This is a genomic window from Methylovorus sp. MP688 (assembly GCF_000183115.1).
GTDB lineage: Bacteria > Pseudomonadota > Gammaproteobacteria > Burkholderiales > Methylophilaceae > Methylovorus > Methylovorus glucosotrophus.
In genome coordinates, this window is record NC_014733.1 from 2,343,534 (window position 1) to 2,357,916 (window position 14,383).

The 14,383-nt window shown below is 53.8% G+C and carries 14 protein-coding genes; 9 read left to right on the forward strand and 5 right to left on the reverse strand.

The features are described 5' to 3' along the window. Position 1: 1 nt before the first annotated feature. The 3 genes from modA to MPQ_RS11170 form a co-directional block, all read right to left on the reverse strand. Complete coding sequence (modA, locus tag MPQ_RS11160) at positions 2-757, reverse strand: molybdate ABC transporter substrate-binding protein (protein WP_013443052.1); 756 nt, start codon at positions 755-757, stop codon at positions 2-4. 21 nt (positions 758-778) lie between these two features. Further along, a complete protein-coding gene (locus MPQ_RS11165; RefSeq protein ID WP_041362366.1) occupies positions 779-2,299 on the reverse strand; it encodes an OprO/OprP family phosphate-selective porin in 1,521 nt (506 codons plus the stop codon). A 130-nt stretch (positions 2,300-2,429) separates the two neighbouring features. Then, positions 2,430-2,765 (reverse strand): winged helix-turn-helix domain-containing protein, encoded by a 336-nt coding sequence (locus tag MPQ_RS11170; protein ID WP_013443054.1) that lies wholly within the window; start codon positions 2,763-2,765, stop codon positions 2,430-2,432. A 159-nt stretch (positions 2,766-2,924) separates the two neighbouring features. On the opposite strand from MPQ_RS11170, the gene moaA reads away from it, so the two are divergent. Genes moaA through glp form a run of 4 tightly spaced genes read left to right on the forward strand, consistent with a single transcriptional unit; the run spans position 2,925 to position 6,416 of the window. Next, positions 2,925-3,935, forward strand: a complete 1,011-nt coding sequence (gene moaA / locus MPQ_RS11175) for a GTP 3',8-cyclase MoaA (RefSeq protein ID WP_013443055.1) — start codon at positions 2,925-2,927, stop codon at positions 3,933-3,935. A gap of 49 nt (positions 3,936-3,984) precedes the next feature. Beyond that, a complete protein-coding gene (gene mobA / locus MPQ_RS11180) occupies positions 3,985-4,563 on the forward strand; it encodes a molybdenum cofactor guanylyltransferase MobA (protein WP_013443056.1) in 579 nt (192 codons plus the stop codon). 3 nt (positions 4,564-4,566) lie between these two features. Beyond that, on the forward strand, positions 4,567-5,112 hold the full coding sequence (gene mobB, locus MPQ_RS11185; protein WP_013443057.1) for a molybdopterin-guanine dinucleotide biosynthesis protein B: 546 nt from the start codon (positions 4,567-4,569) through the stop codon (positions 5,110-5,112). Positions 5,113-5,135: 23 nt separating this feature from the next. Then, complete coding sequence (gene glp, locus MPQ_RS11190; RefSeq protein WP_013443058.1) at positions 5,136-6,416, forward strand: gephyrin-like molybdotransferase Glp; 1,281 nt, start codon at positions 5,136-5,138, stop codon at positions 6,414-6,416. A gap of 41 nt (positions 6,417-6,457) precedes the next feature. Here glp and MPQ_RS11195 read toward each other — a convergent pair whose 3' ends face one another. Next, positions 6,458-6,841, reverse strand: coding sequence for a VOC family protein (locus tag MPQ_RS11195; RefSeq protein WP_013443059.1), 384 nt, complete (start codon positions 6,839-6,841; stop codon positions 6,458-6,460). A 185-nt stretch (positions 6,842-7,026) separates the two neighbouring features. Between MPQ_RS11195 and MPQ_RS11200 the strand changes: the two genes are divergently transcribed. Continuing rightward, a complete protein-coding gene (locus tag MPQ_RS11200) occupies positions 7,027-9,120 on the forward strand; it encodes a TonB-dependent receptor (RefSeq protein WP_013443060.1) in 2,094 nt (697 codons plus the stop codon). Between the two features lie 224 nt (positions 9,121-9,344). Next, positions 9,345-10,166 carry a quinoprotein dehydrogenase-associated SoxYZ-like carrier gene (locus MPQ_RS11205; RefSeq protein WP_013443061.1) on the forward strand — a complete coding sequence of 274 codons (822 nt, stop codon included), beginning with the start codon at positions 9,345-9,347 and terminating at the stop codon, positions 10,164-10,166. A gap of 82 nt (positions 10,167-10,248) precedes the next feature. Here MPQ_RS11205 and MPQ_RS11210 read toward each other — a convergent pair whose 3' ends face one another. Then, positions 10,249-10,776, reverse strand: a complete 528-nt coding sequence (locus MPQ_RS11210; RefSeq protein WP_013443062.1) for a cytochrome b — start codon at positions 10,774-10,776, stop codon at positions 10,249-10,251. 259 nt (positions 10,777-11,035) lie between these two features. Here MPQ_RS11210 and MPQ_RS11215 point away from each other — a divergent pair, with 259 nt between their 5' ends. The 3 genes from MPQ_RS11215 to MPQ_RS11225 all read left to right on the forward strand — a co-directional run bounded on the left by MPQ_RS11215 (position 11,036) and on the right by MPQ_RS11225 (position 14,348). Then, on the forward strand, positions 11,036-11,947 hold the full coding sequence (locus MPQ_RS11215) for a quinoprotein relay system zinc metallohydrolase 2 (RefSeq protein ID WP_013443063.1): 912 nt from the start codon (positions 11,036-11,038) through the stop codon (positions 11,945-11,947). 152 nt (positions 11,948-12,099) lie between these two features. Beyond that, positions 12,100-12,879: an energy transducer TonB gene (locus MPQ_RS11220; RefSeq protein ID WP_238525307.1), complete on the forward strand. Its 780-nt coding sequence runs from the start codon at positions 12,100-12,102 to the stop codon at positions 12,877-12,879. Positions 12,880-12,881: 2 nt separating this feature from the next. Next, positions 12,882-14,348, forward strand: coding sequence for a HAMP domain-containing sensor histidine kinase (locus MPQ_RS11225; protein ID WP_013443066.1), 1,467 nt, complete (start codon positions 12,882-12,884; stop codon positions 14,346-14,348). Positions 14,349-14,383: the final 35 nt, after the last annotated feature.

Genomic DNA, 14,383 nt, shown 5'->3' on the forward strand with positions numbered 1-14,383 from the left:
TTTAAAATAAGAGAGTAAATCCATATTTGCGGAAGATATCGGCAGCAAACGGGCTTTTCAAATACGTGAGAAAAGCGCTGTCGGCATTTTTTGCCCCCGCCACCCGCGCAACAGGATACACCACTGGCGCATGGGTATCTTGCGGAAACACGCCGACAATCTCCACCTTGTCACTCACCTTGGCATCGGTTTCATACACTATCCCGGCCGCACACTCGCCACGCGCGACAAACGCCAGTGCCGCGCGTACATCCTGCGCGCCGACAATGCGCGTTTTCACGCTATTCCACCAATTGAGATTGCCCAGCGCCTGCTTGGCATAAATACCGATAGGCACCGCCTCCACATCCCCCGTGCACAGTCGCCCATCAAACGCCTTGGCAAAGTCAAAGCCTGCATTAAAGTCGACCTTGAATCCACGCCCCTTGGGCGCAATCAATACCACTTTATTGCCAAGCAGATTGCTGCGTGAGGCGGCCTCAATGCGTTTCTTATCCTGCAGATAATCCATCCACTTGGTATCCGCCGAAATAAAAATATCGGCCGGGGCGCCATTTTCAATCTGCTTGGCCAAGGCGGAGGAGGCGGCATAAGACTGGGTCACTTTGGCCTCCTTCTCCTTTTCATAAGCCGCACTGATATCCGCCAGGGCATTGGTGAGGCTGGCTGCGGCAAATACCGTCACCTTGTCCTCGGCAAGTGCCGAGGAGGTGATGAGCATGGCTAACAGGCTCCATGCAAACGTCATCTTTTTCATGAGATATTCCTGAGATTGAAATTAGAAATCGTATTGCGCGCGCATGACCATGGCGTTTTCCTGATCACTACGCTTGCCATTCACCAGCACTGGCGTATCAAAATCGGTATGGATGTAATTCAGCATCATGCGGGCATTGGGGGTCATGATCCACTTCAGGCCTGCCGTCCATGAATCGGCCTCCGCGGTATAAATGTTGGTAGAAGTGTTGGCCAGCATGTTTTTGAAATCCGAAGCGTCAAATTTGCTGTAGCGAACGCCAACTTCCCAGGCCCCCCAACCATCTTTGCCCATGGCCATGTTGTTTTTGGGTTTGATACGCCCAAAAACACCGCCTTTGTAGCTGTCGGCATACGACTCTCCCGTCAGCATCCAGGTGGCATTGATATACCAGGCCTTGATGTCATTATCGAAATTGCCGAGAGGCGCTGTGAGTTTGGTGCCCTCAAAATTGGTACGGATATATTCAGACTGCAATTTGATGGGGCCATAGGTAAGCGCGGTTTCCAGCCCGGCACGCCTGCGATCTGCATGCCCCAACTGAATGCCGGACACACTGAAAAACTGAACCCCGTTAGCTTCGGTGGACTGATTAATGGCTTGGGTAAATGCCGTGGAAGCTGGGGTGGTGGCCGGTGACAAACTACCGTCACTGAAAGAGGCGCCAATGTGAATGACGGCGTTGTCTATATTCCAGAGCTTGGCCAGGTTGGCATTGACGCGCCCCCCAACATCCTTTGTATTATCGACCTTGGTCGCTGGCGTATTTCCCGTACTGTTAATTTCGTCGTCGTTCTGCCCGGTACCATTCACGACATAGGCGTTGTAATTAAGCCATGGCAAAGGATCACCAAACACCATGACGCCGCGGTCATAGGTCGAGTTAAAAGAGGATCCATTATTGGTGGCGAGCGAAAGCTCGGTAAAGTCAGTGAAATTGGTGCCATAGGCACGCTCGAGCCCAAAAAACGGCTTGAATTGACCAATACGAATACGGGCCTGTTTCCACCAGTTGATATCCAGATACCCGTAGGTAAGCGCTGTAGTTCCACGTGAGCCATCTGTGGCATTGGCATACTCGCCTTCGATGCGCACGGCATAGTCTTTCAGGAAGGTAAATGTGCCGCCAAAACGCGCACGCCGAATACTGAACGTATCTTTTCTCCAGTCATTTTCCTCATAGTCGCGGTAATCCATTTGAACCCGCCCATTGATCTGCAACTTCCAGTTGCCACTGGCATCATCAAACACCAGGCCATCCTTGAATGCTGCATAGACGGGGCTTCCCTCGCTCTTGCCTTTTTCTTCGGTTTTGGCGATTTTGGATTGGCTGATCTGGTTTTCAATGCCGACCAGCTCTTTGGTGAGCATCTCAATTTGCTTGTCTTGCTCAGCACGTTGCTGCTGCATTTGCTGCATCATCTGTTCAAGCTGGCGAATGCGGGTTTCCGGATCCACCTCAGCCGCCATTAGCGCAGGGGCAAGTGTGGAGAAAAGACTGGCTACCATGAAAGAAATCGTGCGTCGTTTGTACGTTTGCATGTTGACTCTCCCTGAATGTATTTATAAGAAATTAGGTACAGCATCATACTACCGCTATTTCCATACGGGAATAGCGATTCGTATTGGAACAGCACTTCAACTACCGCAGACTATCTTGTTAACACTCTACTTAAACGGCAAAATCCATGAGTTGCTGTAACTCGGCAGCCGCTGCCAGCTCACTTTTGCGCACCAGCTCTTCATAGCATCGAAGAATATGAAAACCGAATTCCGTGACTTTGGCGCCGCCGCCATTTGCCCCACCCATCGCGGTTTCCACCAGCGGCAATCGATAGCAGGCATTCATCGCATCCACCAGCTGCCAGGCCCGGCGATAGGACATTTTCATGGCTTTTGCTGCGCCTGAAATGGATCCGGTGGATTCAATCGCACGCAGCAGATCGGCCTTGCCTGGGCCCATGGCAGTGACATTGCCGTGGGAAATCCGGATTTTTAACTTGGGCATAGGCGTGATCTCCATTTTTTGCGTTTAATCATTATGAGCATAATGCCAAATTCGTGGTCCAACATCATAACTCCCGGTGCCGCATTGCGTCGTTTTGCATTGTGCTGACGGGGGTAAAGTCTTAAAATTCAAGGTCTCGCTGCAAGGCACTGGCATTTTATGGGTAAACAGCTGCACATTCCGGACGCATTGATAGACCAGTTTGGTCGCAAGGTGGACTATATACGCCTGTCGATCACGGATCGCTGTGATTTTCGTTGCGTCTACTGCATGGCAGAAGACATGACCTTCCTGCCTCGCGATGAAGTGCTGAGTCTGGAAGAATGTGCCCGCCTGGTCAAAATTTTCGTGCAGATGGGGGTTAGCAAAGTGCGTATTACCGGCGGTGAGCCGCTAGTGCGTAAAAATGCCCAATGGCTGTTTGAAGAAATCGGCCATCTGCCCGGCTTGAAAGAACTGGTGGTCACGACCAATGGTTCACAACTCGAACATCAGGCTGCCGCATTGCGCAAAGCGGGGGTGAAACGCATCAACATCAGCGTGGATAGCCTCAACGCCGAGCGTTTCCGCAACATCACTCGCGTGGGCGATTTGAGTAAAGTGCTGCGTGGCATTCAGGCAGCGAAAGAAGCCGGCTTCGACAATATCAAACTTAACAGCGTGATCATGCGCGGTGTCAATGATGACGAAGCGCTCGATCTGCTGCAGTTTGCCATTGATCAGCAGATTGATATTTCCTATATCGAAGAGATGCCTTTGGGCGCGGTGGATCATGCGCGCGGCGACACCTATGTGAGCAATGCCGAAACCTTGAAACGGCTGCAGCAGCATTACTCGATGATCAGCAGCACCGAAAGCACCGGCGGCCCGGCCCGCTACTGGCGGATTCCAGGCACGGCAACGCGTGTGGGGTTCATTTCGCCCCACAGCCATAATTTCTGTGAGTCCTGTAACCGGGTGCGCATTACCTGCAAGGGCGAACTTTACCTGTGCCTCGGGCAAGACCATATGGTGGAACTGATGCCCTTGTTACGCGAGCATCCCCACGATGACCAACCGGTGGTGGATGCGATTGTGAACAGCATGCAGATCAAACCTAAGGGTCATGACTTTGATCTGGCACGCGCACAACCCGCCGTTGTGCGCTTCATGTCGGTTACCGGCGGCTAAGCGCCAACCGGCTTTTATCTGAAGAATAACTAAACAGGGAAACTTAATTATGTCCATTACCGCAGTTGTACTGGCCGGGGGCAAAGGTCGTCGCATGGGTGGTGTCGACAAAGGCATGGTCGAATTTCTCGGCAAGCCGATGGTGGCGCATGTCATCGAGCGCCTGCGTTCGCAAACGCCGGAAATTCTGATCAATGCCAACCGCGAAATTGAACGCTATGCTGCGTTCGGTTTCCCCGTGATTCAAGATGACATTCCAGACTATGCCGGCCCGCTGGCAGGCTTGCACAAGGCCATGACCACCACCGAATCCGCCTACATCCTCACCGTGCCCTGCGATGCGCCATTGCTGCCGCGCAACCTGCTGGCCAAGCTGATGGACAGCATGATGGCGCATGATGCCGATATTGCCATCGCCAAAACCGGCATGCAGGCACATCCAGTCATCAGCCTCTGTCGTCGCGCCCTGTTGCCCAGCCTGACAAAATACCTGCAAGAAGGCGGTCGCAAGGTCGATACCTGGCAGCAAGGGCACGAAGTCGTGGAAGTCCAATTCAGCCAGCATCCGCTGGCATTCAGCAACATCAACACCAGCGATGAATTGCTAACCTTGGAACAGGCAGCCTGAGCCATGCCCAATGTTGCCGCCCATCACCAGCGCCCCAGACTTCTGGGCTTTTGCGCGCAGGCGAGCGGTAGCGGCAAAACCACCCTGCTCACCGCCCTGATACCGGTGCTGATCGCCCGTGGCTTGCGTATTTCCGTCATCAAGCATGCCCACCATCAGTTTGATATTGATCACCCGGGCAAAGACAGCTATCGCTTGCGCGAAGCTGGCGCCGTGCAAACGCTGGTTGGGTCCAGCCGTCGCTGGGCACTGATCACCGAGCTGGAGCGGGCTGGCAAGCCTGAGCCTGAACTGTTTGAGCTGGTCGATCATATCGACCCCACCATGTGCGATCTGGTACTTGTCGAAGGCTTCAAGCTGGCGAATATCCCCAAGATCGAAATTCACCGCCCTTCTCTCGGGCATCCACTGCTGGCAGATCAGGATCACAGCATTATTGCCATTGCCAGCGATGTGCCTTTTGAACATACCCTGCGCGTGCTTGACCTCAATCAGCCCGCTGAGATCGCCGACTACATCCGTCTGTGGCTATCGACCACCCCTCATTAATTTCACTTTAGCGCCCATCCAAGATGTCCGAAAAACCCCTCGCAGACCTTGCCCGTAGCCCCAGCTGTGCCGATGACTACGACCCCAACTCCATGTCCGTTGAAAAGGCGCGCGACTATATCAGGCGCTACCTCAGCCCGGTAAGTGAAACAGAAACCCTGCCCGTACGGGAAAGCCTGGGCCGCATTCTGGCTGCCAGCATTAGCTCGCCAGTGAATGTCCCCAACCATGACAACTCCGCCATGGATGGCTATGCCGTGCGCACCGCGGACAGTCAAAGCGAGGGCGAAACCCGCCTCAAGATTGTCGGCACGGCCTATGCCGGCCAGCCCTGGACAGGCAGCCTGCAAGCGGGGCAGTGCGTACGCATCATGACTGGCGCAGTGATACCGGCAGGTGCCGATGCCGTCATCATGCAAGAGCGCGTAGTGCAGGAGGGTGACACCATGCGGCATGCTGAGCAGCCCAAACCCGGCAGCAATATCCGTCTTGCCGGGGAAGATCTGCGCGCAGGTGAAGTAGTACTACCGCAGGGGCATCTCATGCACAGTGCCGATCTGGGTTTGATAGCCTCGCTGGGAATTGGCGAAGTCAGTGTTTATCGCCGTCTCAAAGTCGCTTTTTTCTCCACCGGCGATGAGCTGGTAAGTGTCGGCCAAGCCTTGCAGGCAGGACAAATATACGACAGCAATCGCTACACCCTGCACGGCATGCTCACCCGCATGGGGGTTGAGATCATCGATCTGGGGGCCATCAAGGATGACCCGCAGGTGCTGGAGCAGGTGCTGACCAAGGCGGCGGCGGAAGCCGATGTGGTCATTACCAGCGGTGGGGTTTCCGTGGGCGAGGCCGACTACATGAAACAATTGCTGCAAAAGCTGGGCTCGGTGCTGTTCTGGAAAATCGCCATGAAACCCGGCCGCCCGCTGGCGTACGGCAAAATTGGTAGCGCGCATTATTTCGGCTTGCCTGGCAATCCGGTCGCTGTCATGGTGACCTTTTACCAGTTTGTGCGCGAAGCCATGCTGGTGCTGATGGGGCAAGCATCGCCGCCGCCATTGCCCATGCTGCAGGCCATTTGTGTGGAAGAAATACGCAAAGCCAAAGGCCGCACCGAGTTTCAGCGCGGCATTTTATTTGCCGATGCAGATGGTACCTGGAAAGTCAAAACCACAGGCGCGCAAGGCTCAGGCATGCTGAGCTCCATGTCGCGCGCCAATTGCTTTATTGTGCTGGATGAAGACACGGGCAGCCTGCCCGCAAATCAACTGGTCAGAGTGCAGTTGCTGGAAGGCATTATTTAAAATTCACTACCAGGCTGGCCTATCCAAGGGCCAGGCCGGCCTTAACTCTCGTCGAAGTTAAACTCAACGCCGTTACCAAACGGATCCTTGAAAAAAATCTGCCTGACATTGGTCGCCTTGACGACGCGGCTGCCAAACTGAACGCCATGGGCCTGAAGATGTTGCTCCATGGCGGCATAATCCGTGCAGGTAAAAGCCACATGATCAAACGTGGTTTGCACATTCAGCGCGGGTTCCACACCCTCTTTCACTTCCGACAAATGCAGCACGTCTTTGGCACCGGCATATAACCAGTAGCCAAAGCTGCTGAGTCCAGGACGCTCGCCAAGGGTCAAGCCCACCACCCTGGTGTAAAAGTCGAGCAACACTGCCATCTGCTCGCGCGTCGCCCGCAAGTTGTAATGATTAAATCCGGTAACGGCCACAAGATGTCCTTTTTGGTAGGTCAGGCTGAATATTCTACACCTCCATGGGCACCGCCTGCTTGGCCCATACACCATGCACTGCAACTACGAATCATAATGAAGATTCATGATTATCCTGATGCACACCAGCCACCGAATGTACTATGCTCCGCCCATTACAAAAATTAACTTTTCAAGGGAGCATCATGTTCATCCGAAAAACACTGCCATACGCCGTTTTGAGCGCATGCGCCTTTGCCCAACCCGGCATGGCCGCTGAAACTACCGATACTGGTCATGAAGAGCGCATTTCCATCCTGGCCCCCATCGTGGTCACCGCCACCCGTCAAGCGCAGGATAGTTTTGACCTGCCGGTGGCGATTGATGTCGTTGAAAAAGAAAACATACAGGACGGTCAGGCCCGCATGACGCTGTCAGAAAGCCTGATCCGCGTCCCCGGCATCACCGCGCAAAACCGCACGCAGATGGCGCAAGACCCGCAAATCTCCACCCGTGGCTTTGGCGCCCGCTCATCGTTTGGTGTGCGTGGCGTGCGTGTGTACGTTGATGGCATTCCGCTGACCATGCCCGATGGCCAGGGCCAGCCAGGCAATGTGGATCTTGATATTGTCCAGGGCGTAGAAGTGTTACGCGGCCCATTCTCCGCCCTGTATGGCAACTCCTCCGGTGGCGTGATCCAGATGCTGACAGAAGACGCGGCCAAAACACCTGAAGTCTCTGCAGGTGTGGTGTTTGGCAGTTATGGCACCAGCAAGGAAAGCGTGCGGGCATCTGGTACTTCGGAAGGCATTGAGTATCTGGTGAACTATTCCAATTACGAATCTGATGGCTATCGCGACCATAGCGCCAGCAGCAAAAAACAAGGCACCGCCAAATTCAAGATCAACCTCAATGAAGACACCAAGCTGACTACACTGGTTAACTGGTTTGATCAGGATGCACAGGATCCATTAGGTCTTACACGTACAGAAGTAGCAGCTAACCGCAAACAAGCTTCTCCTGCAGCATATGCGGCCGATACACGAGTTAGTCGTACAAACACGCAGGTTGGATTTAACCTTGAACATAAGCTGGATGAGAATAACTCATTGAACCTCATCACATGGGTAGGTACTCGAGACAATCTTCAGTATCTATCCACAGGTGGCAACGCCGGGCGAGCCAGCTCCATCTCCAGAGAGTTCTGGGGCTCAGAATTACGATGGAATAATCAAGGCTTGCTATTCAACAAGCCATATACATTTAACGCTGGCTTAGCTTATGGCAAGATGAATGATGATCGGCTGGACACCCCCACCTCGCGTGGAGAGAAAAGTGCTGCCCCCACCCGCAATGAAAAAAATATCGCGACTAACTCGGATCAGTATGTACAGGGAAAATGGTCAGTGCTTGACAGCCTTGACCTTCATGCCGGGCTGCGCAGAACTAAAGTATCTTTGGAAATAGATGACAAATTCATCGCCAGTGGCAATCCGGATAACAGTGGCAATCTGACCTACGAAAAAACCACACCAGTAGTTGGTGCTGTATGGAAAGTAAACCCACTGCTCAACTTCTATGCTAACTATGGCAAAGGCTTTGAAACACCTACCTTCATTGAAGTGGCATACCTAAACAACAGCGTTAACAGCACACCCAACTTTGGCCTTAAACCGAGTACCAGCAAGAACTTTGAGGTTGGAACAAAAGCTTTCCTTTCAGACAATACGCAATTGAATGCTACATTGTTCAAAACACTGACTGACGATGAAATTGTAGCGTTAAGTTCTGGAGGTACGTCGAGCTATATCAATGCCCCCAAAACAAAGCGAAATGGTGCTGAGGTTTCCATTGAGTCCAGACTAGCACATAACATTTCTTTGTATGGCGCCTATACCTTGCTCAATGCTAAGTTTGATTCCGACTATGTCGGCAGCGCGGGGCAAGTGAATTCAGGCAATACCATTCCAGGCACTTACCACACGCAGATATACGCCGAAGCCGCCTGGAAGCATATCGAGTCCGGTTTCCGCACCGCATTCGAAGCGCGTCACAACAGCAAGGCGTACGTCAACGATACCAATACCGATAGCGCACCGTCGTACACCATCTTCAATGTACGCGCAGGTTTTGAGCAACAGCTCAAGAGCTGGCGCTTCAGCGAGTTTGTCCGTGTTGAAAACATTTTCGACAAGGATTACATTGGTTCTGTCCGGGTAAATGATGGCAACAGCCGCTTCTTTGAACCGGCAGCTGGCCGTAACTGGCTGTTGGGTCTGAACGCCAATTATCGTTTTTAATAGACGGTAAAACGACTGGGCTGGCTTAAGTAACTTCAGTCACAGACGCCATCTGCCAAAGTCGGCTAAGCTACAAGGCATCTCTATCATCGTATAGTGATGCCTTGTGTTTTTTTAAGGCTGCTACACGCAAAAACGATGCAAGCGCGACTGCCGAATGTCATCGCCATTCTTATGTCTAAGCGCTATCTATTATAAAAACAGTGTTCTAAGGAGAAGAGGCCGTGGTCAAGCATAGTGCAGGTAATTCCAACATGATGTTGGGCAAATGGGTAATGGCAGGCATGCTGCTGGCATGTAGCACAGGGGCTTGGGCCGAGGCCTCGGACAAGCTGTGGCCTGTGGTGAAGGAGGCGTTTTTTGCCAACCGCACCATCGAAGAAGTGCCCTTCATACAACTCACCGGCCCGCGTCGTGCGGAAAGTGGCGCCCAAGTACCCGTCACCCTGACGGTGAACCAGTCACAAAGCCCAGCCGCCATCAAGAATGTGTACATCATCGTGGACGCCAACCCGATTCAGCTGGCGGCGACCTATCACCTGACGGAATTGCTTGGCAATCTGCAGCTCTCCACCCGCATCCGCATGGAAACCGACTCTTTTGTGCGCGCCATTGGCGAAACAGCGGACGGCAAGCTGTATATGTCCACCATCCAGATTCGCGCGGCGGGCGGTTGTGGTGGCTCGGTCGATGGCGATGAGGCTGCCATACGTGCAGCGTCTGGCAAGATCAAGCTGAATGTGGAATCGCCCGTGAAGTTTGGTCAGGCCACGCCCGCGACCTTTATCATCAAACATCCCATGTATACCGGCTTGCAACGCGACCTGGTTTCGCAAGGCTTCCGCCCTGCCTTCTATATCCAGAAAGCAGCATTCACATATAACAATCAACCGGTGATGAGTGTGGATTTTGGCGTGGGCACCAGCGAAGACCCCTATTTGCGCTTTGATTTCACACCTGCGGCACCCGGCACACTGGAAGTCCAGGCTGAAGATAACGAGGGTGCCAAATTTTCGCAGCAGCTTGATGTCAAAAACGCCTCCTGATCATCGCAATTAACCATCAGGCCATAGCAAAGGGCAAATAAAAAAGGCGTCCTCAAGACGCCTTTTTTAATGGGATCCCCTTTTACAGCATGCGCTTCAGGGTTTCATCCTTATCCAGGAAATGATGCTTAAGAGCACCCAATACATGCACGATAATGACCACCAGCAAGATCAGACCGATGACCTCATGCACTTCGGTAAACACATCCCGCAGCGCCTTGTCATCCAGACCAGGGATCAGGGGCAGACCGAACCACTTGACGCCGAACTTGCTGAACGCACTCATGATCAAGCCGCTCACTGGTACCAGCACCATCAGCAAGTACAGCGAATGGTGCCCGGCTTGTGCCAGCTTGTGCTCCCATGCCTTCAGGGTACTCACCAAAGCGGGAGGTTTGTGGCCGATACGCCAGAAGAGGCGGAACAGCACCAGGGCAAACAGCGTAACGCCTATCGATTTATGCAGATTGAAGTAAAAGGCACGGTCTGGGGTTTCACGCGGCAGATCCGTCATGAACCAGCCGAGCGCGAACATTCCAAAAATTGTCAGCGCAATCAGCCAGTGGAGTATTTTGGCAGTCGTGGTATAGCGGGCAGCACTCATTTCCATTCTTTCTTTTGTAGGTTGGGGTTCTCGCACAAAAAACCATTGCATCCTGACCATGCAATTAAAGGCGGGGGCGCATACGCCAGCATAACAGTCGCACTGGCATTATGTGTTAAACCCGGGATTATCGGGAAAAGTTCCCTATCTTCCCGGCGCCAATTGACCATCGTGAGGCTTAATGCCAAGATGCCTGCCTGCCATGCCTTGGTGACATCTCATGTCGCCGCACGACACCGGTCATCACAACGAGGAGACTTTCAGGATGTGGCGATTTCTTCAGGGCTTGATTTTACTCGCGGTAATGCCGTATGCACAGGCAACCGCACTGACATTGACCGAAATCAGTCCAGGCGTGTATGTGCATCAGGGTGTACATGAGGATCTATCGGAAGGCTATCACGGTGACATCTGCAATATCAGTGTCGTGATAGGCAAGAGCGGTGTCGCCGTCATTGATACCGGTGGCAACCTCAAGGTGGGGCAAGCCCTGCATGAGGCCATACGTCAGCTGACTCCGTTGCCTATTCTGTATGTGATCAATACCCATGTGCATCCTGACCATGTTTTCGGCAACGCTGCATTTATTGCCGATCATCCGCAATTCATAGGCCATGCCAAACTGGCCGACGCGCTTGAGCGGCGCCGCGACAGCTATCTCCGCAGCAACCAGCAGTGGCAAGGCCAGGATTTTGCCGGCAGCGAAATCATCAAGCCAACGCTAGCGGTATCCGACGCGCTTGAAATCGATCTTGGTGGACGCCAGCTGGCACTTAAGGCCTACCCTCCCGCCCATACCAGTACCGACCTCACCGTTTACGACACCCTCAGCCAAACCCTGTGGACGGGCGACTTGCTGTTCATTGAACGCACGCCCTCCCTCGATGGGGATATCAAGGGCTGGATCAATGCCATCAACCAGCTTAAGGAAGTTCCGGCAGCGCGTGCCGTCCCCGGCCACGGCCCGGTAAGTACCCATTGGCAAGAGGCGCTGAATGATGAACAACGTTACCTGCAAACCCTGCTGAACGATGTGCGTGCCAGTATCAAAAAAGGCGAGGTCATGGAAAAAGCCATGGATACCGCCGCCAGCAGTGAAAAAGGCAAATGGGCGCTGTTTGATATCGTCAATCGACGAAATGTGAATATTCTTTACCCGGCACTGGAGTGGGAATGATCGTAGAACTCAGGAAGACAAGAGAAGCCATGGCAGGCAGGCTGCAGAACTCCAGTTTCTATGGCAGAATCAAGGCCTTGCCCCAGGCAAAACAATACAATAAATCATAATAACGATGGCCTCCCGGCCCTTATCTGACTATTTTTGAGCGTGTGAACTTGGCAACTTACTCACCCAGCATCTCGGTGCCCTCTTACCGGCTTCAATGGGCGCTGATTATTTCCATTGCCGTTCATGCCATCCTGATCTGGCAGTTGCCCAATCTCAAATTTGACAGCCCGCCTGAACCGCAGGTGTTACAGATTGAACTCGCCCCACCAGTCAAAAAGCAACAGGAAACGCCAGCAGAAGCGCCAGCCCCTGCGCCGGAACCCCCAAAGCCAGAGCCCGTGGTCAAGCCGGAAGTAAAACCCCAGCCCAAACCGGTGATCAAGCCCTCACCCGAGGTCGCCCCTCCCCCTGTGGAGCGCAAGCCTGACCCCAGCCCACCGGTGATGACCGCGACGCCGCAGCCCGAGGCCCCGAAAGCCGAAACGGCACCTGCTCCAGCCCCAGTTGCAGCAACCCAGCCCGCTCCAGCCGCCCCGGCTGAGCCGCCGAAAGTATCTGCGACCAGTCAGCAAGATCTGGATGCAGCCAAAAATGAATTCGGAAACAGCGTGTTTAACGTGCTGGCCAAATACAAGAAGTATCCCAACATCGCACGGCGCAACAATATGCAAGGCACCCCTGTACTGGAGCTGGAGCTGGACGCCCAGGGGCACATCATCAATGGCCGCATAAAGCAGTCCGGGGGCTATGAGGTGCTGGATCGCCAGGTTCTGGATATGTATCGCCAGGCCCTTTCCTCGCTGCCGATTGCTCCCTCTACCTTGCAGGGCAAGATCACCACACTGAGCATTCCCATTTCGTTCCGCCTGGAAGAACGTTAGTCATGGCAAAACCAAAATCGCTGAAAGACCTGCTGCTGATACACGAGCTTGCTTTCATCATGCTGGTTTGCCTGGCTGGGGCGGCCGGCGGTGTGGGCATTCATCTGTGGGATAAATCCTCCCATGAATCGCAACGTATCAACCTGCTGATTCAGGAAATCCAGCAGACGCGGGGGGACCTGTATCGCCAGATGAAAGAGCTGTTCGACGCTTACTTTCTCAAAGACCCACAAGCCAAAGATGAGTACGACGCGTATACCGTCTCGGTTGGTGCTCACTTCGTCAAGCTGAACAGCCTCGCCGTAGGCGACGAGGAACGCGCTGCTATCGACGAGCTGAGAAAAAGCTATGCGACCTTTATCACGGAAACCAGCACCATATTCAATCACCAGAATGAGGTTTCTGACGAGCTGATTGAGAAAACGCTGAACTCCAACCTGGAATCCGGCATTTTCCAGCGCTACGAGATTGTGTCAGCACGGGCTGAACGCCTGCTCTCCCTGAAGCAGCAGGAGTTGCAGCAACGGCTGGATGAATCCAAGCGCACCTCCCTCACACTGCTGACCATCCCTATCCTGCTGGCAACATTGCTGCTGCTGTTTTCACGGGTATTTTTGAAGCGCGCCATTGTTCTGCCCATCAAGGCCTTGCTGCACGCGACCACCGAAATCAGTGCAGGCAGGCTGGAGCACAAAGCGCCTCGCAGGGGTGCGGAGGAACTGGCTACCCTGTCCGGCGCGATCAATGACATGGCCGACAAGCTGACACAGAGCCAGGATGCCCTGATTCGCACCGAGAAGCAGGCCACACTGGGCTTGCTGGTGCCCATGCTGGCGCATAATATCCGCAACCCACTCGCCAGCATTCGTGCCTCGGCGCAGGTCGCAGACAGTGCCGAGCTGGATCAGGATACCCGTGAATCGCTGCGCGATATCATCAGCACCGTTGACCGGCTGGAACGCTGGACTGGCTCGCTGCTGTCCTACCTGCACCCCATGCAGCCGCAACCCACATTGAGCAAGCTCAGCCAGATCATTCAGGGTTCGCTCTCGCCCTTGCAACAAAAGCTGGCAGAAAAATCCATCGAACTGGAATTACCGGCATGGGAAAAACAGGATGACAGCATTTACACCGATGAGCACCTGCTTGAACAGGCGCTTTACAACTTGTTGTTGAATGCGATCGAAGCCGTGCCTAACCACTCCAAGCTGGAAATACATGCCGACCTCAGCCGCGAAACCGTGCGCCTGATGATTGCCGACCGCGGCCCGGGCATGCCGTTCACACCAGATCCCCATGCCATCAGCCCTGGCCCTTCGACCAAGCGCTTTGGGACCGGGCTAGGCATTCCCTTCGCGTTCAAGGTATGTGATTCCTTGCTGGGGCGCATCACCTTCAGCCCGCGCAAAGGGGGAGGCACCTTGATCGAGATCGAGCTGCCCCGCTTCCACCAACCCGCTGTTTCTTAACGCCTGTAAAAAATCTTTTCGATTCACCCATATCG

Coding starts and splice junctions, on each gene's coding strand:
- modA (WP_013443052.1), bottom strand. CDS start 757: ATGAAAAAGATGACGTTTGCATGGAGCCTGTTAGCCATGCTCATCACC.
- MPQ_RS11165 (WP_041362366.1), bottom strand. CDS start 2,299: ATGCAAACGTACAAACGACGCACGATTTCTTTCATGGTAGCCAGTCTT.
- MPQ_RS11170 (WP_013443054.1), bottom strand. CDS start 2,765: ATGCCCAAGTTAAAAATCCGGATTTCCCACGGCAATGTCACTGCCATG.
- moaA (WP_013443055.1), top strand. CDS start 2,925: ATGGGTAAACAGCTGCACATTCCGGACGCATTGATAGACCAGTTTGGT.
- mobA (WP_013443056.1), top strand. CDS start 3,985: ATGTCCATTACCGCAGTTGTACTGGCCGGGGGCAAAGGTCGTCGCATG.
- mobB (WP_013443057.1), top strand. CDS start 4,567: ATGCCCAATGTTGCCGCCCATCACCAGCGCCCCAGACTTCTGGGCTTT.
- glp (WP_013443058.1), top strand. CDS start 5,136: ATGTCCGAAAAACCCCTCGCAGACCTTGCCCGTAGCCCCAGCTGTGCC.
- MPQ_RS11200 (WP_013443060.1), top strand. CDS start 7,027: ATGTTCATCCGAAAAACACTGCCATACGCCGTTTTGAGCGCATGCGCC.
- MPQ_RS11210 (WP_013443062.1), bottom strand. CDS start 10,776: ATGGAAATGAGTGCTGCCCGCTATACCACGACTGCCAAAATACTCCAC.
- MPQ_RS11215 (WP_013443063.1), top strand. CDS start 11,036: ATGTGGCGATTTCTTCAGGGCTTGATTTTACTCGCGGTAATGCCGTAT.
- MPQ_RS11225 (WP_013443066.1), top strand. CDS start 12,882: ATGGCAAAACCAAAATCGCTGAAAGACCTGCTGCTGATACACGAGCTT.